23 protein-coding genes are annotated in these 24,492 nt (G+C 39.6%); 11 read left to right on the forward strand and 12 right to left on the reverse strand.

Features of this window, described 5'->3' with window-relative positions; all coding sequences use genetic code 11:
• Positions 1 to 24: 24 nt before the first annotated feature.
• On the reverse strand, positions 25 to 1,614 hold the full coding sequence (locus IQ264_RS20420; protein WP_193982645.1) for a S8 family serine peptidase: 1,590 nt from the start codon (positions 1,612 to 1,614) through the stop codon (positions 25 to 27).
• A gap of 232 nt (positions 1,615 to 1,846) precedes the next feature.
• Between IQ264_RS20420 and rpe the strand changes: the two genes are divergently transcribed.
• Positions 1,847 to 2,548, forward strand: a complete 702-nt coding sequence (rpe, locus tag IQ264_RS20425) for a ribulose-phosphate 3-epimerase (RefSeq protein ID WP_193982646.1) — start codon at positions 1,847 to 1,849, stop codon at positions 2,546 to 2,548.
• 513 nt (positions 2,549 to 3,061) lie between these two features.
• Here the strand turns inward: rpe and IQ264_RS33070 are convergent.
• The 8 genes from IQ264_RS33070 to IQ264_RS20460 all read right to left on the reverse strand — a co-directional run bounded on the left by IQ264_RS33070 (position 3,062) and on the right by IQ264_RS20460 (position 11,931).
• On the reverse strand, positions 3,062 to 3,469 hold the full coding sequence (locus tag IQ264_RS33070) for a diguanylate cyclase (protein WP_228061678.1): 408 nt from the start codon (positions 3,467 to 3,469) through the stop codon (positions 3,062 to 3,064).
• Entirely contained in the window at positions 3,399 to 4,157 is a 759-nt protein-coding gene (locus IQ264_RS20430) for a response regulator (RefSeq protein ID WP_228061679.1), read from the reverse strand. Before IQ264_RS20430 ends, IQ264_RS33070 begins: the two co-directional genes overlap by 71 nt.
• Positions 4,147 to 6,894, reverse strand: a complete 2,748-nt coding sequence (locus IQ264_RS20435) for an ATP-binding protein (RefSeq protein ID WP_228061680.1) — start codon at positions 6,892 to 6,894, stop codon at positions 4,147 to 4,149. Before IQ264_RS20435 ends, IQ264_RS20430 begins: the two co-directional genes overlap by 11 nt.
• Entirely contained in the window at positions 6,875 to 9,643 is a 2,769-nt protein-coding gene (locus IQ264_RS20440) for an ATP-binding protein (protein ID WP_193982647.1), read from the reverse strand. Before IQ264_RS20440 ends, IQ264_RS20435 begins: the two co-directional genes overlap by 20 nt.
• Positions 9,644 to 9,823: 180 nt before the next feature.
• Complete coding sequence (locus IQ264_RS20445; protein ID WP_193982648.1) at positions 9,824 to 10,366, reverse strand: hypothetical protein; 543 nt, start codon at positions 10,364 to 10,366, stop codon at positions 9,824 to 9,826.
• Between the two features lie 312 nt (positions 10,367 to 10,678).
• On the reverse strand, positions 10,679 to 11,203 hold the full coding sequence (locus IQ264_RS20450) for a hypothetical protein (RefSeq protein ID WP_193982649.1): 525 nt from the start codon (positions 11,201 to 11,203) through the stop codon (positions 10,679 to 10,681).
• Between the two features lie 23 nt (positions 11,204 to 11,226).
• Positions 11,227 to 11,658 carry a hypothetical protein gene (locus IQ264_RS20455; RefSeq protein ID WP_193982650.1) on the reverse strand — a complete coding sequence of 144 codons (432 nt, stop codon included), beginning with the start codon at positions 11,656 to 11,658 and terminating at the stop codon, positions 11,227 to 11,229.
• Positions 11,659 to 11,742: 84 nt separating this feature from the next.
• On the reverse strand, positions 11,743 to 11,931 hold the full coding sequence (locus IQ264_RS20460) for a CsbD family protein (protein WP_193982651.1): 189 nt from the start codon (positions 11,929 to 11,931) through the stop codon (positions 11,743 to 11,745).
• 363 nt (positions 11,932 to 12,294) lie between these two features.
• Here IQ264_RS20460 and uvrB point away from each other — a divergent pair, with 363 nt between their 5' ends.
• Both uvrB and IQ264_RS20470 read left to right on the forward strand, forming a co-directional pair.
• Entirely contained in the window at positions 12,295 to 14,292 is a 1,998-nt protein-coding gene (gene uvrB / locus IQ264_RS20465; RefSeq protein ID WP_193982652.1) for an excinuclease ABC subunit UvrB, read from the forward strand.
• 132 nt (positions 14,293 to 14,424) lie between these two features.
• Positions 14,425 to 15,756 carry a phthiocerol/phthiodiolone dimycocerosyl transferase family protein gene (locus tag IQ264_RS20470; RefSeq protein WP_193982653.1) on the forward strand — a complete coding sequence of 444 codons (1,332 nt, stop codon included), beginning with the start codon at positions 14,425 to 14,427 and terminating at the stop codon, positions 15,754 to 15,756.
• A gap of 135 nt (positions 15,757 to 15,891) precedes the next feature.
• On the opposite strand, the gene IQ264_RS20475 is transcribed toward IQ264_RS20470, so the two are convergent.
• Complete coding sequence (locus tag IQ264_RS20475) at positions 15,892 to 17,274, reverse strand: cytochrome P450 (protein ID WP_193982654.1); 1,383 nt, start codon at positions 17,272 to 17,274, stop codon at positions 15,892 to 15,894.
• Positions 17,275 to 17,462: 188 nt separating this feature from the next.
• Here IQ264_RS20475 and IQ264_RS20480 point away from each other — a divergent pair, with 188 nt between their 5' ends.
• The 5 genes from IQ264_RS20480 to IQ264_RS20500 all read left to right on the forward strand — a co-directional run bounded on the left by IQ264_RS20480 (position 17,463) and on the right by IQ264_RS20500 (position 22,721).
• Entirely contained in the window at positions 17,463 to 19,676 is a 2,214-nt protein-coding gene (locus IQ264_RS20480) for a phosphoketolase (protein WP_193982655.1), read from the forward strand.
• 223 nt (positions 19,677 to 19,899) lie between these two features.
• Positions 19,900 to 20,334, forward strand: a complete 435-nt coding sequence (locus IQ264_RS20485; protein ID WP_193982656.1) for a Panacea domain-containing protein — start codon at positions 19,900 to 19,902, stop codon at positions 20,332 to 20,334.
• A gap of 2 nt (positions 20,335 to 20,336) precedes the next feature.
• The gene (locus IQ264_RS20490) at positions 20,337 to 20,756 is read left to right on the forward strand and encodes a hypothetical protein (RefSeq protein ID WP_193982657.1); all 420 of its coding nucleotides are present in this window, start codon (positions 20,337 to 20,339) and stop codon (positions 20,754 to 20,756) included.
• Between the two features lie 201 nt (positions 20,757 to 20,957).
• Positions 20,958 to 21,587 carry a hypothetical protein gene (locus IQ264_RS20495; RefSeq protein ID WP_193982658.1) on the forward strand — a complete coding sequence of 210 codons (630 nt, stop codon included), beginning with the start codon at positions 20,958 to 20,960 and terminating at the stop codon, positions 21,585 to 21,587.
• Between the two features lie 261 nt (positions 21,588 to 21,848).
• Entirely contained in the window at positions 21,849 to 22,721 is an 873-nt protein-coding gene (locus tag IQ264_RS20500) for a hypothetical protein (protein ID WP_228061681.1), read from the forward strand.
• A gap of 95 nt (positions 22,722 to 22,816) precedes the next feature.
• On the opposite strand, the gene IQ264_RS20505 is transcribed toward IQ264_RS20500, so the two are convergent.
• Complete coding sequence (locus IQ264_RS20505; RefSeq protein WP_228061682.1) at positions 22,817 to 23,086, reverse strand: helix-turn-helix domain-containing protein; 270 nt, start codon at positions 23,084 to 23,086, stop codon at positions 22,817 to 22,819.
• 22 nt (positions 23,087 to 23,108) lie between these two features.
• Complete coding sequence (locus tag IQ264_RS20510; RefSeq protein WP_193982661.1) at positions 23,109 to 23,510, reverse strand: type II toxin-antitoxin system RelE/ParE family toxin; 402 nt, start codon at positions 23,508 to 23,510, stop codon at positions 23,109 to 23,111.
• A gap of 138 nt (positions 23,511 to 23,648) precedes the next feature.
• Here IQ264_RS20510 and IQ264_RS20515 point away from each other — a divergent pair, with 138 nt between their 5' ends.
• From IQ264_RS20515 to IQ264_RS33080, 3 genes are read left to right on the forward strand one after another with little or no spacing between them, the layout of a single operon-like run.
• A complete protein-coding gene (locus IQ264_RS20515; RefSeq protein WP_193982662.1) occupies positions 23,649 to 23,891 on the forward strand; it encodes a hypothetical protein in 243 nt (80 codons plus the stop codon).
• The gene (locus tag IQ264_RS33075) at positions 23,888 to 24,037 is read left to right on the forward strand and encodes a hypothetical protein (protein WP_228061683.1); all 150 of its coding nucleotides are present in this window, start codon (positions 23,888 to 23,890) and stop codon (positions 24,035 to 24,037) included. The genes IQ264_RS20515 and IQ264_RS33075 overlap by 4 nt, the downstream gene beginning before the upstream one ends.
• Positions 24,038 to 24,040: 3 nt before the next feature.
• The gene (locus IQ264_RS33080; protein WP_228061684.1) at positions 24,041 to 24,283 is read left to right on the forward strand and encodes a PIN domain-containing protein; all 243 of its coding nucleotides are present in this window, start codon (positions 24,041 to 24,043) and stop codon (positions 24,281 to 24,283) included.
• The last annotated feature ends 209 nt before the right edge of the window (positions 24,284 to 24,492 follow it).

Genomic DNA, 24,492 nt, shown 5'->3' on the forward strand with positions numbered 1-24,492 from the left:
CCCATCTCCTCTGCCCCCCTGCCCCTACTTAGTGGGTACAGTCCACCAAGCTAGGGCGTAAGATTGAGTAGGTTCGTTGGCTTGTTGACGGTATTGGACGCGAATTTTGTAACGACCTGTTTTCGGGATGGGACAGAAGATGTGTTCTGTGCTATCAGTTTCGCTGATGGAAGCGCAGGTGTAGGTGGTAGTGTCGTTACTGTCGGTGGGAATTAGGTAAAGGTCGAGATTGTTTAAACCTCGGTCTTGAAAAGTTTCCCCAATATCATATTGCCCATTTTTGTTGGCATCGTTTAACTCTACTAAGCGATTCCACACTAAAGTTAAAGAAACGTAGCTTCCTTGTTGTAAGGGTTTTTCTAGTACATAATCTACAGAGTTGTTAGTCTCTACTTTGTCGTAATCCCAACCTATGGGGGGGACTTTTTGGGATGGTTTCCATTGTCCGCCTTGAAATTGTTGATAGGCGCGGTAGGCGTTAAGCTGACCTGTACCCATTTGCATATCTAGGGGAATTTTGGGATCTTTGTAAGCGTCGGATTCTAGCCAAGTTCGGTTGCCTTTGTCGGTGATGGTTTTGCTCATTCCCATTAATAACCCGTCGCCTTTGTCTTTGAGTTTGTCAGTGGAGTTGAGTAATACGGCTTTGGTGACTTGGTGGCGGCGGGAGTCGAGACTCCAGTTGGGTTGTTTGGTGCGGAGTTGGCGATCGCCAAATTCTTGCAACAACGCTACTGTGGCAGTAACATGAGGTGTGGCTAAACTGGTGCCGCTAACTTTTTGGATTGTGCCATCGATGCTCAAAACGTTGATGTCATGTCCTGGCGCTACTAAACCGATGGCACGCCTGGGGCCTAAGTTAATTTCTTTTCCCGCAAGACGACGCATAACAGAAGCCGAACTTTCCCCAATATTGGCAAAATCCACTTTACCAAAAACTCCTTTGACGCGCTTGGTAAAAGCAACGTTAATGCCATTAAAGTTATCAGTGGGAATCGGAATACCGCCTCGTCCTTGATTTCCGGCGATTAAGTAAAGTACATCCTGGGTTCGAGCAGACCAGTCAATACACTGAGTTAACAGAGCATTACCGTCTAAAACTGCTTGGGCACGGGGATCTCTTTCTAAGGATTCGCCAAAGCTGAAGTTAATAGCGCGGAGATCTCCGCCATTCTGTTGGGCGAGATATTGGGAGGCGAGACATTCTTCTGGTTGTCCGCCTTTATCCATTGAACCGATAGCTGAGGAATACAATCTTGCCCCAGGCGCAACTCCGGGAAATGCTTTGGCGCTACTAATCATCATTCCCGCAACGCTGTAGGCGTGGGGGTCTACATCAGTGTCGGTTTTGGCTGGACTGTCGCGCCAAAAAACTCGTGTCACTTGAACTAATGAGGGATTTCGATTTGCTGCTTTGTCTACGCCAAAGAGTCCGGGACGACCGATTTCCACTTGTCCGATCGCAATTTTCCGACCAATCAAATTGTAGGGTGCATTGTGAAGTCGAATTGCATCAATACCAGATTCTCCAATTGAAGAGCCGTCGAGGGCTAGGGCTGTGACACTGACGCAGCTAGCACTTAAACCGAAAATAATCCACGCCTTTTTTTTCATCTGTTGCCGCACCAACAAGTCTATTAATTTTAGATTTTAGATTTTAGATTTTGGATTTGCTCTACTAATCTAAGCAGAAGGGCAGAGGGGACAAGGGGACAAGGGGACTCTTGAGAATTTTTACTTCTGCCTTTCTTACCTTCTGCCTTCTGCCTTCTGCCTTCTACCTTTCTTTGGTCACATTTTGTTAAAATGCTTACAACGCAGGACGCAGGAGAGGATTTTTTCAGCCATGACCCAAACGCACAAGCCAATTGTTGTTGCTCCCTCAATCTTATCAGCTGATTTTAGCCGTTTAGGAGAAGAGATTCGCGCCGTAGATGCTGCTGGCGCTGATTGGATTCATGTTGATGTGATGGATGGTCGGTTTGTTCCGAATATTACGATCGGTCCATTAATTGTCCAAGCAGTTCGTCCCCACACCCAAAAGCCTTTAGATGTGCATTTGATGATTGTGGAACCAGAAAAGTACGTAGAGGATTTTGCTAAGGCGGGTGCTGATATTATCTCGGTTCACGCTGAACATAATGCCTCTCCTCATTTGCACCGCACTTTGGGTCAAATTAAGGAGTTAGGTAAGCAAGCTGGTGTGGTTCTCAATCCTTCAACTCCTTTAGATTTAATTGAATATGTGCTGGATCTTTGCGATTTGGTACTGATTATGAGTGTTAACCCTGGTTTTGGTGGTCAAAGTTTTATTCCTGGTGTGATTCCCAAAATTCAGAAGTTACGTCAAATGTGTGATGAACGGGGTTTAGATCCTTGGATTGAGGTTGATGGTGGTTTGAAAGGTAATAATACTTGGCAGGTTTTGGAAGCTGGGGCGAATGCGATCGTTGCTGGTTCTGCTGTGTTTAATGCTAAGGATTATGCTGAGGCGATTTCTGGTATTCGCAATAGTAAGCGTCCAACTCCTGAATTAGCAACGGTTTAATTCTCAGGAATTTACAATTTAAATGCCTATTCTTTAAGAATGAGGTTATATCAATGAAGCCCGCTGATGCGGGCTTTAAATATTTATCAGGAAGTAATACCAATTCTCTATGAAGATGCGCTTAATTCACCCCACCCCAAACCCCTCCCCGTAGACGGGGAGGGGCAATGATTAAGCGCAATTTTACGGAGAATTAGTATAAGTAAATGAGCGGGTTCTCCCGTACTTATGGTGATAAGTAAACCTGAGCGATTTAGTGAAGTGCTTACTCGACAAGGTTCCCTAGTCCCTAGTACCCAGTCCCTAAAACCAGGGTTTTCCACCACAAGTACGGGAGAGCCAGTTTATCTTTAGCCGAGGTGGGTAGGGCATCCTTGACTGTGCCACAACGATATGACTTGTTTAAGAGGTTAAATAAATCATATCGTAAACGTTGCGTAGCATGGCTTCAGCCTGCGTAGCAACATCAGTTTAGAATCCCCTGTGATTCCATCCAGGGGAGAAGTCAATTATTCAATAATTGGTACTATAGCGATCGCGCCCCTGTTGTTTAGCATCGTACAAAGCTTTATCTGCATAACTTATTAGTATATCTGGTTGAATTTCCAAATTGGGTATAAGTGAAGAAATCCCCAAACTAACTGTAACAATTTCTTGTACGCTTGATTGTCTACGAGTAATTGCCAAATCGTGAATTGCTTGCTGAATACTTTTTGCTACCTGAATTCCTCCTTCTAAATTTGTATTTGGGAGGAGTACGGCAAATTCTTCGCCACCATAACGTGCTACTAAATCTGCTGGACGACGGACTACTTGTTGTAATGTTTGCGCTATTTTAAATAGACAATCGTCACCTGCAAGATGACCATAGTAATCGTTGTATGATTTGAATTTGTTCCAGAGAGTTTCCTGTCTCGACAACTTCAACTAAGCTATTAAATATTTTTGTGTCTATATTTTTCAGTAATTTTTTTAGCATTAATTTGCCAATCATTTCTTCACGGGTGCGTTTAAAAGCTCTGGCAATCACCGGATTAACAACTAAACAACGAAAATCTTCAATATCTCCGGTTTCGGGATTACGAACAGCTTGCAATGCAGCAATTCCATCGAGTGAACTATTCAAAACACTAGCAAGTAAAGCTCTCGATTGATAAAGTACTTCTTCTGCTTCTCTGCGTTTAATATTTTCTTGTTCTAACAGTTTTTGCTGACGTTGAATAGTTAACTGACTTTCTAAACGGGCTACTGCTTCTTCGATTTGAAAAGGTTTGGTAATGTAGTCTACAGCGCCTAAATTAAAAGCAGTTACTTTGTCGAAAACGTCATCTAATGCACTAACGAAAATAATGGGAATGCTGCGGAAATTCTCATCAGCTTTGAGAGTTTTACAGACTTCATAACCATCCATTTCTGGCATTTTGATATCTAGAAGTATGACATCTGGGGGCTTCACTTTTATGGTTTTCAATGCCATCCGCCCACTGGTGACGCTGCGAACAGTGTAGCCGAGATTGAGGAGTGCTTCGCTTAGTAATTGTAGATTTTCCAACAGATCATCTACTATGAGAATGTTACCTTTATTCGGGATTTCAGAATCAGGATTCATTGGTTATTAGGGGTTCAACTAAATTAACTATAGGCTCAAAATCAAATTGACGGGTAAGTTTTGTCAGTGATTGAATTAAATTAGTTTCTGTTTGGGGAATTTGTTGTAATAGTTGTAAAACTTGATTAGTATCGGCTTCTAGTGCGGCTTCATATATTTGAGTAATCCACTCTAGAGACATACAGGTTAGTTGTGTGGATGTCAAGACTGTTTCGGTTAATTCTTCTGATGTCCCCAATGGTGTTTCTGCATAGATATATTTGACACCCAAATGTTTGGTGAGGATGTTGAAAATAGTTTGTTCTACAAAAGGTTTACGAATAAAGTCATCACATCCTGCTGAAAGTACGATCGCTCTTTCTTCTTCTAAAACACTTGCTGTTAAAGCAATCACCGCAGTCGCATTACCTTTGGTAGTAGATTTTATGTGTTTTGTGGCTTCGTAACCGTCCATGATAGGCATTCTCATATCCATGAAAATTAAATGAGGTTCCCATTCATCCCAAATGGCGATCGCTTCCATTCCATTACTAGCTTCTTTCATTTCAAATCCCAAAGGAGCGAGTAGTTTAATTAATAATTGGCAATTGATTACTTTATCATCTACTGTGAGAATTTTATAGCTAGGTTGATGGGGTGCGAGTCCTAAAACTCTAAAATGTTCTTGGCTCGGATTAATAAATGCTTTTTGACTCAGTTTTGCTTGAATATAAAATTGGAAAGTTGTACCTTTTCTTAATTCACTTTCGACTGTAATATCTCCACCCATGAGTTGGACAAATTTCCGGCTAATAACTAAACCTAAACCTGTTCCTTCTTGCATTTCTTTTCCAGCTTTTGCTTGAGTAAAAGCATCAAATAGTTTGGGTAATTCGACAGGTGCAATTCCCACTCCGGTATCCCGAATTCGGAAATGAAGATGAAACACATCAGAGGTTTCTTGCTCTCCCAAAAAGACGTTGAGCGTAATTTGACCAACTGAGGTAAATTTAATGGCATTGCTGAGTAAATTAATTAAAACTTGTCGCAGTTTTACTTCATCTGTGCAGATATAGCGGGGGACATTTTCTGTGCGCTGAAAACTCAAGTTCAAGCCTGCATTAGTGGCGCGTAAATGCAGCATATCTTCTAAATCATCGAGTAAGCGATACAGATCAAAATCGTGAGGATTGAGCATGGTTTTGCCAGCTTCAATTTTAGATAAATCCAGGATATTATTAATTAATGTGAGTAAATATTCGCCACTACGATAGATAATTCCGGCATTTTCAAGTTGGTCAGAGGGGAAATTTTTGGTACGTAACATCAATTGGGAAAAGCCGAGAATTGCATTTAGGGGCGATCGTAGTTCGTGACTCATATTCGCAATAAATGTACTTTTAGCTTGATTGGCAACCTCTGCTTTTTCTTTGGCAATTTCTAATTCTATAGTGCGTTCATGTACGCGATTTTCTAAGGTTTCAAAAGAGGTCTGTAACTGTTTCGTCATCATATTAAAAGAAGCTGCCAAAGTTTCTAGTTCAGACACTCCTTTTACTTCCACAACCTGACTGAGTTTACCTTGAGATATCTCATAACTTGCTTGACTTAATCGCTTAATTGGTTCCGCAATCAAGTTTAAGATGATAATTCCTAAACCTGTGGCGATCGCTAAAGTTAAAAGACAAAGTAAAATGGTCACATTAGTATTAGCCTGAATTTCTGCCATAAATTGAGATTCAGGAATCACCATAACTACCAACCAATCCAAACCATATTTATCTCGGTAAGGCATGACTCGGACAAAAGGCTTTTGATTAAGATTAGGGCGGAGTGATTGAGGTTCATTAATTGCTTTTAAACTGCCAAAATTTTTGATTAATTCTTGAGTAACATCACGAATTAAAGGTTCAGAACTATTCAAAGCTTTCAGTCTGGTTGCTTTGCCATTAATCACGGGGGCTGAAGGTTCATTTTCCGAACTTGCTACTAGCAAACCGGAACGTTCCATGATAAAAATGTGACCTGCTCTGTTATTTTTGAGGTCTTTCAGATATTCGCTAAGTTGCCGAAGTCCGCGTCTAACTCCGAATACTCCTAATAATTTTTTCTGATTATCATATACAGGTTCACTGGCGGAAATAACCATAATTTCGGGCTTTTTTGCCCAAGAGTAAATCGCACTCCAAACTGGCTTACCTGCTTTGACAGCATCTAAGTACCAAGCTGCATTCCCGATTTGAAAATTTTTTAGGTTTTCATATAATTTAATGCGATCGCCTTGTTCATTGACATAATAAGCGTAACCTTTACCTGACTGATTTGGAAGAATTTCTACAATTTCAAAATCATGCTTTGCTCCACTAATATTACCAATATAGGAACTACCAATACCTCCTCTTTTTATGCTACCAAAACCAACAGCAGAAAACTCGAAAGTTCGCACTTGACGATAAAAATATTTGCCCAAAGCTAGAAAGTTGTTCAAGTCTAAAACTCCTGATTTGAAAGCCTCAACATTCATTCGGTTGATTTCCTGAGCTTTCCCCACATAACTATCAAGATGTTGCTTAATGCGATTATTAGTTTCGATCAATAATTCATTAGCTAGTTTTTCTACTGCTTGTTGTCCACTACGATAGGAAAGATAACCAACCAGTCCGACAGCCCCAGCAATTTGCAAGACAAAGGGGACAATTAACACTAATCTCAGAGAAAATTGGCGAGATTTCTGGGGTTTATTGGTACGGCTCATCATCGGTTATAAATGGTTCCGTTAGGTCAAGCAGTTGCTCAAATTGAAATTCATGTACCAGTTGTGTAAGAGATTGTATCAAATAGCTTTCTTGCGGGGGAATTTTCGCAATCAATTGCAAGATTAGCTTAGAATTTGCCTCAAGAGTCGCTTGATATAATCTTATTATCCACTCTTGAGACATACAGGTTAACTGTTGCGAGGTTAAAGCATTATCTATAGGGATATCTAGGGCAGAAGATTTCGTTTCTGCATAGATATAACTGACTCCTAAATGTTTAGCTAATGTCTCGAAAATCTCGTGTTCCGTAAAAGGTTTCCGCAGGAAATCATCACAACCTGCGGAAAGCACGATCACTTTTTCTTCTTCTAAAACACTTGCTGTTAAAGCAATCACCGCAGTCGCATTACCTTTGGTAGTAGATTTTATGTGTTTTGTGGCTTCATAACCATCCATGACAGGCATTCGCATATCCATGAAAATTAAATGAGGTTCCCATTCATCCCAAATAGCGATCGCTTCTATTCCATTACTAGCTTCTTTCATTTCAAATCCTAAAGGACTGAGTAATTTAATTAATAATTGGCGATTAATTGGTTTGTCATCTACAGTGAGAATTTTGTAGATAGGTTGATTTGGAGCAAGTGCCTGCACTCTGGGATGTTCTTCTATAGTTTTGCTGACTGTTTCTTGACCTAGTTTTGCCTGAATATAAAATTGGAAAGTTGTACCTTTTCCTAATTCACTTTCCACTGTAATATCTCCACCCATAAGTTGCACAAATTTCTGGCTAATAGCTAAACCTAAACCTGTTCCTTCTTGCATTTCTTTTCCGGCTTGGGCTTGAGTAAAAGCATCAAATAGCTTGGGTAGTTCGGCAGCAGCAATCCCTGTCCCAGTATCGCAAATACGGAAATGGAGATGAAAAATATCTGTGGTTTCTTGTTCTCCCAAAAAGACATTGAGAGTGATTTGACCAACAGAAGTAAATTTGATAGCATTACTGAGTAAATTAATTAAAACTTGCCGCAGTTTTACTTCATCAGCACAAATATAGTGGGGAACATTTTCACTTCGCTGAAAGAGCAAATTTAAGCCTGCATTATTAGCTCGTAAATGTAGCATATCTTCTAAATCATCAAGCAAGCGATGGAGATCAAAGTCTTTAAGATTGACGGTGGTTTTGCCTGCTTCGATTTTCGATAAATCTAGAACATTATTAATTAGTGTTAGTAAATATTCCCCACTGCGATAAATAATTCCGCCATTTTCATATAGGTCGGTAGGGATGTTTTTGTCGCGGATTATCAATTGAGAAAAACCCAGAATAGCATTGAGAGGCGATCGCAATTCATGGCTCATATTGGCAATAAATGCGCTTTTAGCTTGATTTGCTACCTCTGCCTTTTCTTTAGCGATCGCTAACTCTGCTGTCCGTTCCTCGACTCGCTGTTCTAAAGTTTCAAAAGACGATTGTAATTGTGTTGCCATTTTATTAAAAGAATCTGCTAAGGTTTCTAATTCAGAAACTCCTTTTATTTCGACAACCTGACTTAGTTCACCAGTAGCGATCGCGCCACTTGCTTGGCTCAAACGCTGAATTGGTGCGGCAATTAAATGAGAGGTGATAATTCCCAATTCTGTCGCTATGAATAAAGCTAATAAACATAAGAGTATGGTTGAACGGGTGTTAGCATTGATTTGCTCCATAAAGTCGGCTTCTGGAATAGCGACTACAATAATCCAATTAATTCCTCTGCCATCCTTCAGGGGTAGTACCTGCACAAATTGCCGTTGACCATTCAAACTAAAATTTAACTGTTGCGGTTGCTCAATATGTTGAAAATCACCAAACTTCTGCTGCAAATATTGAGCTGTCTGACGGATGAGAGGGTTACTACTTGCAACTGCTTTAATTAGGGTTTTTAGTTTACCTTTTTTGATATTTAATAAATCTTTAGTCGAACTAGAAATGATTAAACCCGATCGATCCATCACAAATGCTTTTCCTGTTTTCCCAATAGATAAACTCCCTAGAAAATTCTTTAAATTTGTGGAAAACATTACATCATTGGCACAAACACCAATTAGCTTTCCCTTTCTGTCATAGACAGGTTTACTAGCTGTAATTGTCGGCTCTCCTGTGGCAAAATCGAAATACAATTCACTCCAGATCGGTTTTCCTGCTTTCACCGCTGAAATATACCAAGGTCGTTGCCGAGGATCGTAGTGTTTGAATTTTTTGTAAATTTGTTTGCGACTGCCCCAACTATCGATCGTGTATTGGTAGAAATTATAATTTGTGAATTGATTACTTGCTGCTATAGATAGCACAGTTCCTTCTTTAGCTACACCTAAATACTGTCCTTGAGAATTACCACAATAAGATGTAAAGATAAAAGGTAAATTTTTGACTTGGATTAGTAACTGTCTAGCATTTCTGGCATCTATAATATCTAATTTCCCCTCCGCTAAAGATGCCGCATTCATTTGATTGAGAATATGTGGCATTTCGATATATTGTTTAATTTCTCCCTCTATCCGTGACGATATTTCCTGACGCAGTTGAGTGGCGACATCATTAACAGCTTTTTGTCCATTGCGGAGGGAAAGATAACCCACCAAAGCAACTGCCCCAAATGTTTGTAATGCAAAGGGGACAATTAAGACTAATCTCAGGGGAATTCGTCGAATTTTTTGGAGTTTATTAAAGCGTTGGCGTAGCCTCTCTAAAGGAGAATTACTGATCATATTTACCTTATAAAAAATTGATAAGACTGAGATAATTGATACTAAAAACAAAGAAAAAAATAATGTTTTTTTATCGAAATTTAATATTGACCAAATAATTATATGAACTAAACAACAAAAAACCCAGTTTCGTGTTGAAACCGGGAGCAATCTAATAAACAGAGGATGTTAGGTTTAAATCTAATCGAGATAACCCATAAGATTGCCAGCATCCTGATCTTCATTATCAGCAACGGGGCGATTTCCAGATAACATAATGGTTTCGGAAATGTGCAGTTTACTAGCCATAATGGGACGCATTCCCATTGAGTTAATTGTTTCTACAACTTTCAAAGTGCTAGCGCCAATCGGACGCATTCCAGAGGAACTGAGCATTTCAGCGACTTGAAAATCACTGATACCAACGGGACGCATTCCAGAGGAGTTGATCATTTCCGCAATTTTTAAATCGCTGGCAACGATCGGACGTATTCCAGAGGAATTGATGGTGTCCCGAACTACCAACCCAGTTGCAGAGACGGGACGGGAGGTAATAGCAAGAGTTGAGTCTTGATTTTTTCCTGCAACGGCTAATTTTGACGAAACTTCTGATTCCATATTTGCGGTTTCACCTTCTTTCACATCTGTAGCTGTTTTTTTTCCATTGACTTTAGTAGTTTTTTCGCTTTCAGTGCTATTGGTCTTGCCATTTTCATTAGCTTTGGCTGTACTGGTACCGCTCATAACCTAACACCTCTAAATTATTCAGGGATTTTGCTTATATTTAGGAAAAATCTAAACTACAGATTTTTACTTTTGATCTGGGTTTAGTTCAACAAATATTATAAAGCTATAAATATCTTTAAGAGCTGAGTATAAATAAAAAAACATATATAAAATTTTGTTAATAAGCTTTACTGTATTTTTACACTGTACTAGTGCTGGCTGAACAACGGTAGATGTGCTGTTTGAGCAAAAAAAGCCGACCTAGCTGTTGCCAGATCGTCTTGATCCCTCTTGTTCTTGCTCTCAAACGAGTATGGATTATGAAAAGTTTTAGGAACGGCGATTGTTTAACCACTTAGCGGCGACGATACCAAGTACACCAACAACTAAGGGGTTGCTGAGGAATTTCATGATTCCAGGTTTTTCTGCTAAAACGTCGCGGAAAATATCGGGGTGGGAGTGGTAAGCGAAAGATGCTAATTTGGCAACGTCGTCTGCACTCATACGACTGGCGTGGTGAGTGGAAAGTGCTAATTGTTGCTCTAATTGGCGATCGCTTAATCCCCGTTCTTTCAATTTTTTGAGAAATTCTTTGGCTACATCGTCGCGTTCGTTGGGTTTAATTTGCCCGATCGCATTTCTTAATTCTGGTTCCAATTGGGTGGGGGAAATGCGATCGTGTTGCAAAGATTGACCAAATAATTGGCGACGTTCGTCTATTGTAGAACGTTGAGCAAAATCATCAAAATTTTCGTATTCTCTGGAAGGATCGCTAGGTAAATCCTTCATTGATTCAACGTTACCTTGAGCCAAATCGTTCATGATTTGACGTTTATATTCATCGCTGCTTGCCATTATCTTTTTTCTCCATTTGTGTGTTACGATTCATAGCGAATCTGCTGTGATTGCTGATCGTATTTACCTGTCAAAATCAGTTTTTTATCGGGTGCGTAAACTAAAACTGTTAAATCCTGATTTGGGAAATTTTTATGGAAACCTTGAAGTAAAGAACTTGCTAAAGACCTAACTTCATTTGGTTTAACTTGAGGGGTAACTACCACACCTAATTTATTGTTGTCACGCACATAAGCGTCTTTGACTAAACCTTTGCTTTGGCGAACTACCCAATCACCAAATTGTTGACCGGAACTTGTCGATCCTCGTTCAATTTGGTTGTAAGAAGTACTATTTGGAGGTAGCTGAGGTTTTTGTGTTGCTAGTGAACTGCCACTACAAGCAGTAGTAATGGTCAGGATTAATGCTAATGTTATAGCCGTTAAAATTTGGCGGCTTCTTTGTAAAAATTGCAATGTTTTACCCTCCTACACAGTAGGTTTTCAAATGATTAAAAAGGTCTAGATGAGATTTTTCTAGACCTTTTTGTAGGTTAAGATTTACGCGCGATCGATCACATCTTTCGCTTTATCTTTCAGGTCTTCACCAGCGTGACGAGCTTGTGCTTCAGCTTGTTTTGCTTTGCCTTCAGCTTTATCTTGGGGATCGCCAGTGACGTTACCGATTGCTTCTTGGGCTTTACCTTCTAAGTTTTTGGCTGTGGCTTTTGCTCTATCTTCTATACTCATGATTACTTCCTCTCTTTTACTGAAGTTTGCACAGATTAACTATTAAGTTATTCTGTTTTTTTTGCTACATTTTTAAGTTATTAAGAATTCAGCAAATAAACCTCTGACCAGGGATATATTATTATCTTGATGATTCTGATACTGAAGGCTTATGCTTTAAGAGGTAGATAACGATCGGGAAGGAATTATACTTATATCTAAAAAGGTCATAAATAAGTTATAATTAATATAGTTATATTTGGGGTAAAAAGTAATTTTTGCTTGGAGCTAATCCAAAAAAGTATCCCGGCATTAAATAGATTATTGCTTGTAATATTTAAATAAGTTGAATATAAAATAAAAGAATCACTGCTAAAAAGAGTTATGAGCCAATTTAGTCTGCAAGCTACGTTTCAGCCAATGGGGGATCAGCCACAAGCGATCGCTGATTTGAGCAAGAGTATTTTAGCTGGTAATCGTTACCAAACCTTGTTAGGCGGAACCGGAACAGGAAAAACTTTTACCGTCGCTTCAACGATTGAAAAAGTGGGGAAACCTACTTTAGTTTTAGCACATAACAAAACTTTGGCAGCGCAGTTGTGTAACGAATTGCGGGAGTTTTTTCCCGAAAATGCAGTCGAGTACTTTGTCAGTTACTACGATTACTATCAACCTGAAGCTTACATTCCTGTTACGGATACTTACATTGAAAAAACTGCCGCAATTAATGATGAGATTGATATGTTGCGGCACTCGGCAACTCGATCGCTTTTTGAACGCAAAGATGTAATTGTGGTGGCTTCCATTAGCTGCATTTACGGGTTAGGAATTCCTTCAGAATATCTAAAAGCAGCGATTCCTTTTCGCGTCGGAAAAGAAATAAATCAAAGGCAAATTCTGCGCGATTTAGCCTCAGTTCAATATAACCGGAATGATACGGAAATTGGCAGGGGACGTTTCCGAGTCAGAGGAGATGTGTTAGAAATTGGCCCTGCTTATGAAGACCGAATTATTCGAGTAGAATTCTTTGGTGATGAAGTTGATGCAATTCGTTATGTCGATCCGGTAACAGGCGAGATTCTCCAAAGTTTAGAGGCGATAAATGTTTATCCAGCGCGTCACTTTGTTACACCTGATGAAAAATTGGAGGCTGCTTGTGATGATATTGAAGCCGAATTAAAAGCACAGTTAGCCGAGTTAGAAAAAGCCGGAAAATTACTAGAAGCGCAAAGATTAGATCAGCGCACTCGCTACGATTTAGAAATGCTGCGAGAAGTCGGATATTGCAACGGCGTAGAAAATTACTCGCGACATTTAGCCGGAAGATTACCCGGAGAACCGCCAGAATGTTTAATTGATTATTTCCCGAAAGATTGGCTATTAGTAATTGATGAATCTCACGTTACTGTACCCCAAATTCGGGGAATGTATAACGGCGATCAAGCACGAAAAAAAGTGTTAATTGAACATGGTTTTCGCCTTCCCAGTGCGGCGGATAATCGACCTTTGAAAGCAGAAGAGTTTTGGCAAAAAGTTAATCAATGCGTGTTTGTTTCTGCAACTCCGGGAAATTGGGAAGTTGAAATTTCTGAAGGTCAAATTGTAGAACAAATAATTAGACCAACAGGAGTAATCGATCCAGAAGTTTTTGTCCGTCCAACTGAGGGGCAAATTGACGATCTGTTGGGCGAAATTAAAGATAGAGTGAAGCTGCAAGAACGGGTTTTAGTAACAACTTTAACCAAGCGAATGGCAGAAGATTTGACGGAGTATTTGCAGGAAAGAGGAATCAGAGTACGTTACTTGCATTCAGAAATTCAATCAATTGAGAGAATTGAGATTTTGCAGGATTTGAGAAAGGGTGATTATGATGTTTTGATTGGGGTAAACTTGTTGCGGGAAGGTTTGGATTTGCCAGAAGTTTCTTTGGTGGCAATTTTAGATGCTGATAAAGAGGGTTTTTTAAGGGCGGAACGTTCGTTAATTCAAACAATTGGTAGGGCGGCGCGTCACGTTCGGGGACAGGCAATTTTGTATGCTGATAATTTGACTGATAGCATGGCAAAAGCGATCGAAGAAACCGAAAGACGACGCGGAATTCAAATGGCATATAACAGAATGCACAACATTACACCGCAACCAATTATCAAAAAGTCGGGAAATTCGATTTTGGCATTTTTGGAAGTTTCGCGCAGATTGAATTCTCAACAGTTGGAAACTGCATATCAACAGTCGGATGATTTATCTTTAGAAGAGATTCCAGAGTTGATTACGCAGTTAGAAATGCAGATGAAAGATGCGGCGAAAAAATTGGAGTTTGAGGAAGCGGCTAAATTGCGCGATCGAATCAAACATCTACGCGATAAATTGATTGGGCGTTAACATTAGAAGCTGAATATTGGGATGGCGATCGCATCAAACATCTACGCGATAAAAAGAACTTAAGAGAGAAAATGGTAGACTGTCGATCATAATTACCAATCTTGGTTAGTTTAGGAGCGCAAGGAGATCTTGATGAGTGACAACAGAGAACTCGTCCCCATTGAGCAAAGCATGGAAATATTAAATCGCCGTGCAGGGTCTTACAATGTGGTAACGATTAGTCGAATCAAAGGATTTCTCAATAAAGAAATTGTCAGACAGGCTTTAGACCTTCTCCAACTTCGTCACCCTCGTCTTAATTCTCACATTGTCGGTGAGTTAGATAGCCTCCGCTTTAAAACTGAAGGGACTGAAAAAATTCCTTTGCGCCTTGCAAACAAATTCCAAAAGGAACAATGGCAAGAAGTCATTATCGAAGAAATGAATCAGAGAATTGATAGCAGTAAAGCTCTCCTGCGATCTGTACTCATCACTATTGAGAATGAAAAAGATACGAATTATTTGTTGACAACAGTACACCATGCAATAACAGACGGTTTATCAGGTATCCAACTGCACTCAGAAATCTTGACTTACTGCCAAAAAATTGCATCGGGCGATCAAATTACTGAAGTTAAAACCTTGCCTGTTCTTCCACCTCCCGACGACTTACTACCGGAATCAATGAAAGGTTTTAGAGGTAAGATTAAAGGCTTATTATTTTTATTGAGGCTCAAATCCCAGCAGCTAAAAAACCGACCAGAAACTTTGGGTTTCCAGAAATGCGTACCTATCGAATTACGCCGTTGCGGGATGATTTACAGACAGCTAAATGAGGAATTTACCAAACAAATTTTAAATTGTTGTAGGCAGGAAAAGACAACGGTGCAAGGTGCTTTGTGTGCTGCTATGATGTTCGCAGCTGCGAAAAAAATTACGGCTTTTCAGAAAAGAGATGTCCGGGTAAGCTGTCGCTCTTTTGTTGATTTGCGGAAACGTTTAAAACCAGTTGTCAGCAATGAAAACATAAGTATACTGGCTTCTTCTTTGACTTCATTTCATACCCTTCGCCCGAATACATCCTTTTGGGAATTAGCGCGAGATGTCAGACAACAGCTTGAGGATGGGTTAAAGCGCAACGATATTTTTAGTGTAGTTTTGATGTCTAGGAAAATTATTGAGTCTCTTCTCTCTCGCCCCAATGAAGTAGCTGTAACGGTTGCTGTCACTAACGTTGGTCAAGTCAATATCCCCACAGTTTACGGTACCTTCAAACTAGAAGAAATCAGCTATGTTCCAGCGCAGGCGGCATTTGGGGGTGTTCTTGCTGCTGCTGTCACAACCTTTGAGGGCAAAATGCTATTAAATTTCATGTTTTCTGAGCCTTCCATTAGTAGGGATACTATGGAAACTCTTGTCAACAGCGTAATTTCTTGTTTGGTAGAGGTTTGCAAGGAAAAGGTTTCGATCTCTTTAATGGGATAAAGCCATGTAGATTTTAAATTCAATTACTATCTAAAATCTATAAATTCTGGTTTTTTTTCACAAGTAACGATCTCAATTATGTAACAGAGTTGAAACTCGCCTATATCCTCGCCAACTCTGCTACAAAACTCTTAACTACATAACAGCCTCTAAAGACCGAGGCTTCACTGTGCGCTTACCCTTAACTAATAACCGAACGCTGCGATTAGGTGCTGTCACCAAACCCCGACGTGCAGCTTTAATTTCTGTGCGATCGGCAAGTTCTAAATCCAAACTTGACAGCACTTTTGCTAATACCATTTTCATCTCAAATTGAGCAAAGGCAAACCCAATGCAGCGACGTGCGCCAGCACCGAAAGGCAAAAATTCATAAGGGGAAAACTGCCTTTCTAAAAATCTTTCTGGTTTAAACTTTTCCGGTTCATGATATAAATCCTCACGACGATGAGTTAGATAAATTGAACCTAATAAAACTGTCCCTGGTTGCAAATCATAACCCGCTAAATTTACAGGTTCTTGCACCACTCTAGGAAAAGTTAGCATCGCCACCGGATAAATTCTCAGAGTTTCGCAACAAACTGCATTGAGATAAGGTAATTTAAAAATAGCATTAGGGTCTAGATTTTCGCCCAAAGTATCCAATTCTGCTAATAATTTTGAACGCACTTCTGGGATTTGGTGAATCCAGTATAATGCCCAAGCTAAAGCTGTTGCAGTAGTTTCATGTCCTGCTAGCAAAAGAGCCATTAACTCATCATGCAATTCTTCATCTGTCATCCCTTCTCCCGCTTCATCTCTTGCTACCATTAGCAAGTTGAGAATATCTGTGCGCGAGGGGTCGAAATTTTCTCGACGTTCCTGAATTTCGTCATAAATAAGTTTATCAACTTGTGCTTTGCGACGCAGGTATTTACCCCAAGGACTCCAAGCACCCAAATCTTTTTGTAAGAATGGAAAATAAATCATAGTCACGCTCAAGGGAGAACTCGCTTCATCGATCATCTCGCCGAGAACTTTTTCCAACTGTTGAGCGCGTGGGCCATCATATAAGCCAAACACTGCTTGCATAATTACCCGCAGAGTAATTGCTTGCGTCGAAGTCCGCGCACAAAAAGACTCGCCTACCTGCCAGCGACTCATGATTTTCTCTGTCACTTTGGCAATTGTATCAGCGTAAGTTAGCATTCGATCGCCATGAAAAGGAGGCATCATCAACTGGCGCTGACGCTGGTGTTGCTTTCCACTGAGTCCAAAAATAGATAGCTTTCCCGTCAGAGGTTCAAAAATTTTGTTGATATCACCTGGAGCAGTAAACGGTTTTGTTGTATCGTTGGTCAAAATCTGTTGAAGTGCTTTCGGATTGCTAACATACACCAAAGGGTCAAATTCCGCACCCAGTTGTATAGTGAAAATGTCGCCGTAGCGTTTGGCGCACTCTTCCATATACTGCATAGGGCGAAAAATCCATTGGAGTGTTTGTACAAAGGTGGGACTTTGAGGGCCTTGTAGTTGTTTCATTGTCTCTACCGCCTATGATTTCTGCAACTTTAACTAAGTTAACCTAACTAATTTTTCTATGCCTGTCATCGGAGTTAGTTATCTTTGCAACTTCTCACGCTTAAATTTTGACAACCTAAAAGTTGTAAAATTTTTGTTAAATAAATCGAGTAAATTCGATCGCTCCTAATACTAATAAGGAACTCAGCATGACTGCAACCACGCCAAAAGCAACTTCAGCATTTCCCGATTTTTGTGAAGGTATTCAATATTTTGGGGAAGCGTTACCAAGTTTTGATACTTATGGTAAAACACCTGCAATTGCTGAGGGAAAAACAGCAATTTCCGATCCGAGTGATGCTAATGCAGTTTATCAAACTCTTTTGTTTGCTGATGCTTTGCGTTATTTAACTTTGCAAGTTACTGGATCGAAAGCTTCTGGACACCCAGGCGGTTTTGCCAGTTCTGCAGAAGCTCATGCGGCGTTAATTATGCTGGGCTACAAGAATATTATCACCGAAGTTGGACACCACGCCCCTGGTTTTTATAGTTCGATGTTTCTCGATCGCTCTTTGGAAGACATGGGCATTTATAATGTGCAACAATTGCGCGATCGTTTCCGCGAAAAACACGGTCTTTTAGGGCATCTTTCCGGTTATATTCCCGGCATTCTCGCACCTGCTGGCCCTTTGGGACAAGGGCAACATTTTGCAATGGCAGCGGCACTTTTGCACAGAGATAAACTGTTCCCTTTTACGATGGGTGATGGTGGGATGGGTGAACCTTACCCAATGAGCAGTATGGCACATTTTCACACTGCTTTTGGCGGAGTAACTAACTTTTTACCAGTGTTAATTTGGAACGGTTACAGTCAGGAACATCACAGCATGGTTTCCACGAAAACCAATGCCGAAATGTTGCAATATTGGCGCGGAAATGGTTTTGCAGAAGTCATTTTAATTGATGCCAAAGATTTTGACGATCGCAATCAATCCGGTGATTATGTAGATAGCACTGCCTTTTCTTTTGAACAACGTCTAGCTTTTACAAAAGCAGTATTAGAAGGTGTGGATAAAGCGACAAAATCTGCACTTAGCGGCAAATTAACTGTATTTATCATCAAACAATTGAAAGGTGCAGGAGTTCACGCCAGAGGTGCAAAATCTCACAATCTTTATCCTAAAGATACCTTAGATGCACCACATATTGTTAACGCTTTGAAAGGTCGAGCTTTAACTGCTGAAAGTTGGGAATTAGTCAGAACAAATTGCGAACGTGCTGGTGGTGGCCCTGCGGCAAAAACTGCTGTTACCGAATTTGAATTACCATTGCCAGACTTAGGACAATTGCCTTTAGAAGAATATGCAGTTGGCGGAGAGCCAAAAGTTTCAACTACGGCAATGGGTGTTTTGGTGGGGAAAGTTGGACAGAGCGATCGCACATTTTTAGTCACCAATGCAGATGGCAACGAAGCATCAGGAATTGCCAACATTAACCAAGCATTAAAAATCATTCACCCCACCACAGATGACCTTTACAACCAATCACCAAACGGTCAAGTTTACGAACCTTTGAGTGAAGATGCTTGTGCAGGATTGGCAGTTGGATTATCATTAATGGGTGCCAGAACTTTGTGGTGTTCTTACGAATCTTTTGCCATCAATGGTTTACCAATTTGGCAAACTGTTACCCAAGCAATGGCAGAATTACGCCGGAAAACTCCTGCCACAATTACCTTATTTACTGCGGGTGCATTAGAGCAAGGACGCAACGGTTGGACACACCAACGCCCAGAAGTTGAAGCCTATTTTGCTGCAATGATGCGGAATGGCAATGTGTTCCCATTATTCCCACCTGATGCTAACAGTATTCAAGCCTGTTATGAGTGGGCTTTAACTACAAAAAACAAGGGAATTGTGATTACAGCAAGTAAATCACCTTTACCAATTCGCACTACTTTTGAACAAACTCGCCAAGGTTTAAAAGATGGCGCAGTAGTATTACACGAAGTCGCTGGTGGTAAGAAAGTTGTGTTTGCAGTTGTAGGCGATATGACATTAATGCCAGTGTTTGAAGCGGCAACTTTCTTAGAAAATGAAGGTATTGGCGCGAAGATTGTTTCTATTATCAATCCCCGCCGTTTGTATCGCCCAACTGATGTTGCTTGGGATACTTGTTCTGAAGCAGACGGCGAATTTTTGAGCGATGAAAAGTTTGCCGAAATCTTTGATGGAGATGCGTTAATTGGTGTAACTGGTGGCGCTTCGGGAATGTTAGAACCTATTATGTTACGCAGTAATTCTAAACGCGATACTTTCGCTTGGAAACGCGGAGAAACTACTGCTTCTGCTGGTGAATTAATGGCGTTTAATGGGTTGACTGCGGAGGCGTTAACTAAGAGAGCGATCGAATTAATCCACTAAGTTTTTTGAGGTTTTGAAATACCCCCGCCTGGGTAAAACTGGGTGGGGGCAAATACTTCTCGGTTAAGTATTTCTGGCCTTGTAAGGGCGAAGCATTCGGACAAAAAATCTAGGGTTTGAGCAAATAAATTATCGCCCGAATGCTTCGCCCCTACTAACATAAAACTCAAGCCATAAAGTTTGATATAATTGTAATTATTACTATTCAAGGTAAGTTAACGTTATGTACAATGCTTTGGATATAGCTAAATATTTCATTACACTTGCCGATCCTGAAGAAGAGGATTTAATTACTAATCTGAAACTTCAAAAATTGCTCTACTATGCTCAAGGTTTTCACTTAGTTCTATTTGGAAAACCTTTATTTAAGGAAAGAATTGAAGCTTGGCAATATGGGCCTGTTGTGCCAGAAGTTTACCGTTTCTACAAGCAATATGAGCCAAATCCTCTGCCACAACCTGACGATTTTAATGTAGAGCAGTACGATCGAGAAACCCAAGAATTACTTGATGAAGTTTACGAAGTTTATGGACAATACACCGCGCCAACATTAATGCGTTTTACTCATCAAGAAAAACCTTGGAAAGAAACTCCTCTAAATGAAGAAATATCTCATGATTTGATGAAGGCATATTTTGAGACTCAACTTGTCAAGTAGTTATGGCAAAGTTTAAGGGTAAAGATCCTAAAAAAGGAAAACGCATTGCTCAACCTTCACCTTTGCCAAGTACTCCAAATTACGATTTAGAACCCCCTGTTTTCTGTTTTCGATATCTTGATAAAACACACGGTTTAGACAACTGTGATAAAGATGAGAAAGCAGCATTAGTATCTACCTTGTACAAACTTAGTCAGTTAACTTGGAGAGAGCTTCGTCTTGCACCTCGTCATGGAGTAGGGTATGAAATAATTAATCGCAATAGTTTCCGTGTTACTATTCCTAAGCATATTACGGAAGATGTTGATTTGATTGCATTCCGATTTAGTGGGTTGAAACCAATGGTAGGTTATAGGAATGAAGCAATTTTTCGTATTGTATGGTTAGATAGGTCTTTTGAAGTGTACGATCATGGGAATTAAGAGAAGTGTTGATATAATTTGCGATCGAATTAATCCACTAAGTTTTTTCAGTTTTGAAATGCCCCTGCCTGGGTAAAACTGGATGGGGGTTAACAGAGGGATTAAGAATGGTACAAACAAAATTAACTAATTATGGAGAAGTTGCAATGTTTAAGTATCGGTGAAAAGGTGTGATCAAGTAAGTACATTAAAATTAAGGCAATGAATATGCGACCAGATTTACAAGGTTTAGAAATTACTAACGGCGAATTGGCAACATTAACTGGTATTAGTTTTGATTCGACACGAAACCGAAAATTTAATATTTCGCAAATTATTTTAGTCTTTATTCTATTAAGTTTTATTTGGAGCGTAATATTTACCTTAGTATTTAAGGTGTGGGGTTTTATCAATCTAGTTTTTTCTGTAATTGCGGCGGTGGCTAGTACTATGCAAATTTATACTAGACAACAATCCCCAAAACCTACGAAGTTGCAAAAAAATCTACAAGGGTTACTTAGTGAAGTAGCTAAACATAACCAAATAGTTAGAGATATAGATACTTTAGATCAACTACAAGCAGTAGGAAACCCAGTTGCATTAAATAATAGAGAGCAAGTAATTGAAGCTCTGAAAATTACGAAAGAGGACTTAGTGCGGGCATTAAATACAGAAAGAATTTTAAGAGAAAATCCGGGTTTTAATTCAGAACGGTTTGCTATTGACTTAACTAATTTAAGAGCATTAAAAGTTAGTGAGCAAGCAGGAGAATATGGACGCTTACTCAATGAAGCTTTGCAGATTGGAGTAAGCGTACAACAAGAAATGAAAAAGTTACAGAAAAAGCGTTAAATGCAGCTAATCCTAAATTTAAAATTCTAATAAATTGAAGCTTTTTATGGAAAACACCCAACCAGATTGCTATACTACAATTGTAGTATTATGTAACGCATTCATGCTCGTATGAAGATCGAACGTAAAACACATAGAGATGGCAACTTACACCCTGAAGCATTTAATTGTCTAAAACTTCTCCCTGAAAGCTTTACCTATCATAAGGATCACACCGAACGGCATCCCTTCTCAATCTACAGTAACTCAATACAGAGAGTCATGAAGGCTTTCAAAGCTGTTCTGGATGAAATAGACCGGATTTCTATGGCTTTGTTTGATACTACTGGACATCTAGATTATCGTTTGAACAAGTTGCCTGATTTACAGAACGAATTACTACACGCCTTACAATCTCACATTGATGATTGCTACCGTATCCTTAAAGTTATTCATCCATTTAGCCAGGTCAACGAAAAATTTGTAGAGTCTTGGCTGAAACAAGCTAAGCACCCTGCTTATAAAGATTTTCATAATGCAATCGAGGGCTACAGAGAGTCATTTGCTCCTATTGTTAATAAGATTAAACATAATGGTGGTCAATTGCGTCCCATAATGATGTATTCAAGCGGACGTGGAATAGTTGCACGCACTGTAGAGAAAGGTATTCAAACTTTTCCCAAAAATGCTCGTATTGTTGGGTATTATCTAGAGGGTATGCAACCTAATGGATGTATAGGCCCTGATTGTGAAATTCATCCCGATGGTAAAACCGCTATTTCCTTAAATCGTGACTTACGTTATCACTTTGCAAATCTGTACCGAGTTGGTCATCATTTAAGGGCTGCAATTGCCAGAACTGTTCGCCACATTCACGGGATAAAATTGCCTCGCCCTGTCGCTGTTGAATATACCGCAGGTCAATATAATATAGAGTCAATTGCAGAACAAGTTAGTAAGCTACCACTTCTATTCTTTGAGAATGAGTTTTTTAAGGAAACACCAGATATTAAGTTTTACCGTCATAGCGGAAATCCTGATTTGATTTTGGAGACTCCTGGTTATAGGTATATGACTTGGGAGGGAGAAGTAATGATCTATTCTGAAATACAAGTAGATGCTGTTTGCCCTGAATATCAGATTCCTTACAGATAAGTTAGAAGCATTTGTAAATCTCTGGTTTGTCAGATAACGCAGAGTAATATATGAGATAAAGAGGGTACTCGTGCTTGCCCTCTTTATCTTTATAATCATTGCATTAAATCGCTATTCCCAACCAACTTAACTTCCAAACGTTGATTCAGCGCCCGTGCAATTTTTTGCAACATTGACAGCGAATGTCCCTCATAGTCCGCATCTTCAAGTCGCGCAATTACTGACTGTTTTGTACCAATGCGATCGGCAAGTTGTTGTTGAGTTAATCCAGCTTGCTTTCTCGCAGTATAAATAAGCTGTGCTAACTCTGCATTCAAAGATGATTCTCTCACCATTTCCTCTATTTCAGGATCGTCTGCAGTCATCTTGTTAAGAATTTTTAGTGCATCATTCGTCATCGCCATTGTCTGTTTCCTCTACATAAGTATAGGCTTCTGGGCTGGTTTCAAATTGCTCTTTCCGTTTAATTGCTCGATCGATATCGCTATCCGGTACTTCATCTCCTTCTTTAGTAATAGCATGAGCCAAAATCGCCACATTCTGCCCATGAAAAAAATATAGAATCCGATATTGCACCCGTATATGCTTTGCTCGTAACTCATAAATTCCATCTCTCAGGTAATCTGCTATTGGTCGTCGAAGTTCATAACCAGAACTAACCAATAGCTGAATTCGAGCTACGCAATTTGCATAACCTTTGCGATCTTGTTTTAGCAGAATTTTGAGCCATTCAAGAACTGGAACCTCACGCTTTTCATCTTGATAAAATACAACTCGTGTTTCAGGCACAGTTTTTAATTTATATAACTCACATTTATCTTATCACAATATTGCTATAATAAAATACCTGACAAGTAAAAAATAATTCCTTGTTGATGATCGACTGTACGATGAATACTTGAAAGAACTATAACAGGAGGGCTTATTATGACAGGACATCATAAATTTAACGAATTAATCAAAGATATTTCACCAGAAAGAAAAGCTAAAATTGAGGAAAAAACAGCGCAACTAATGATTAACTTGCCAACTCAACAAGTGCAACCTAAAGAAACAGCCAAAATTGATGTCCGAGAATTATCTGGAATGTTGTATGAAGAAGGTAGAAAAGCTGTTTCTTTAGAAGAAATGGATGAAGCGATTTCTGAGTGTGCAGGAGAGTCAGCTTGAAAGGACTCGATACTAACGTAGTTCTGCGCTTTTTAGTGCGGGATGACGAACAGCAATGGCAAATAGCCGATCGGTACATAAATGAAGCTTTGCAAGCTAATGAACCTTGCTTGATTAACAATATTGTTCTCTGTGAAGTGGTTTAGGTTTTGCGAAGCAGATATAAACTAAGCCGAGAAAAACTCATTGACACACTGGAGAATATTTTAAAAGCTAATATTTTTGTCTTTGAAAATCGAGAAGCTATCGAATGGGCGATCGAACAAATGAAGTTTGGTAATGCAGATTTTTCAGACTACCTAATTACCCGACTCAATCAAATAGCTGGATGCCAAGAAACCGCTTCTTTTGATGCTAAATTGGGTCGGGTAGAAGGGGTTAAATTGCTATGAGTCAGGTGTTGATCAAAGGTACGATCGCCAACAACAAATAAACAAATCTTCCTTAGTCCCAGAATTTCCCGATCGCATTCGGCGGCGAAATCAACCTACAGCCTGAAATATTTTATTTGCTTCTGTTTCTTTCGATAGATTAACAAAGAGAGAATAATAATACCCAACGAAAGAGGAATATACTCGATTGACTCTTTAAAATAAATATA

Origin of the sequence: [Phormidium] sp. LEGE 05292, assembly GCF_015207735.1 — a bacterium.
Taxonomy (GTDB): Bacteria; Cyanobacteriota; Cyanobacteriia; order Cyanobacteriales; family Aerosakkonemataceae; genus Floridanema.

Coding starts and splice junctions, on each gene's coding strand:
- IQ264_RS20470 (WP_193982653.1), top strand. CDS start 14,425: ATGAGTGACAACAGAGAACTCGTCCCCATTGAGCAAAGCATGGAAATA.
- IQ264_RS20475 (WP_193982654.1), bottom strand. CDS start 17,274: ATGAAACAACTACAAGGCCCTCAAAGTCCCACCTTTGTACAAACACTC.
- rpe (WP_193982646.1), top strand. CDS start 1,847: ATGACCCAAACGCACAAGCCAATTGTTGTTGCTCCCTCAATCTTATCA.
- IQ264_RS20450 (WP_193982649.1), bottom strand. CDS start 11,203: ATGGCAAGCAGCGATGAATATAAACGTCAAATCATGAACGATTTGGCT.
- IQ264_RS20485 (WP_193982656.1), top strand. CDS start 19,900: ATGTACAATGCTTTGGATATAGCTAAATATTTCATTACACTTGCCGAT.
- IQ264_RS20435 (WP_228061680.1), bottom strand. CDS start 6,894: ATGATGAGCCGTACCAATAAACCCCAGAAATCTCGCCAATTTTCTCTG.
- IQ264_RS20420 (WP_193982645.1), bottom strand. CDS start 1,614: ATGAAAAAAAAGGCGTGGATTATTTTCGGTTTAAGTGCTAGCTGCGTC.
- IQ264_RS20505 (WP_228061682.1), bottom strand. CDS start 23,086: ATGACTGCAGACGATCCTGAAATAGAGGAAATGGTGAGAGAATCATCT.
- IQ264_RS20430 (WP_228061679.1), bottom strand. CDS start 4,157: ATGAATCCTGATTCTGAAATCCCGAATAAAGGTAACATTCTCATAGTA.
- IQ264_RS20440 (WP_193982647.1), bottom strand. CDS start 9,643: ATGATCAGTAATTCTCCTTTAGAGAGGCTACGCCAACGCTTTAATAAA.
- uvrB (WP_193982652.1), top strand. CDS start 12,295: ATGAGCCAATTTAGTCTGCAAGCTACGTTTCAGCCAATGGGGGATCAG.
- IQ264_RS20515 (WP_193982662.1), top strand. CDS start 23,649: ATGACAGGACATCATAAATTTAACGAATTAATCAAAGATATTTCACCA.
- IQ264_RS20460 (WP_193982651.1), bottom strand. CDS start 11,931: ATGAGTATAGAAGATAGAGCAAAAGCCACAGCCAAAAACTTAGAAGGT.
- IQ264_RS20445 (WP_193982648.1), bottom strand. CDS start 10,366: ATGAGCGGTACCAGTACAGCCAAAGCTAATGAAAATGGCAAGACCAAT.
- IQ264_RS20480 (WP_193982655.1), top strand. CDS start 17,463: ATGACTGCAACCACGCCAAAAGCAACTTCAGCATTTCCCGATTTTTGT.
- IQ264_RS20490 (WP_193982657.1), top strand. CDS start 20,337: ATGGCAAAGTTTAAGGGTAAAGATCCTAAAAAAGGAAAACGCATTGCT.
- IQ264_RS20500 (WP_228061681.1), top strand. CDS start 21,849: ATGAAGGCTTTCAAAGCTGTTCTGGATGAAATAGACCGGATTTCTATG.
- IQ264_RS20495 (WP_193982658.1), top strand. CDS start 20,958: ATGAATATGCGACCAGATTTACAAGGTTTAGAAATTACTAACGGCGAA.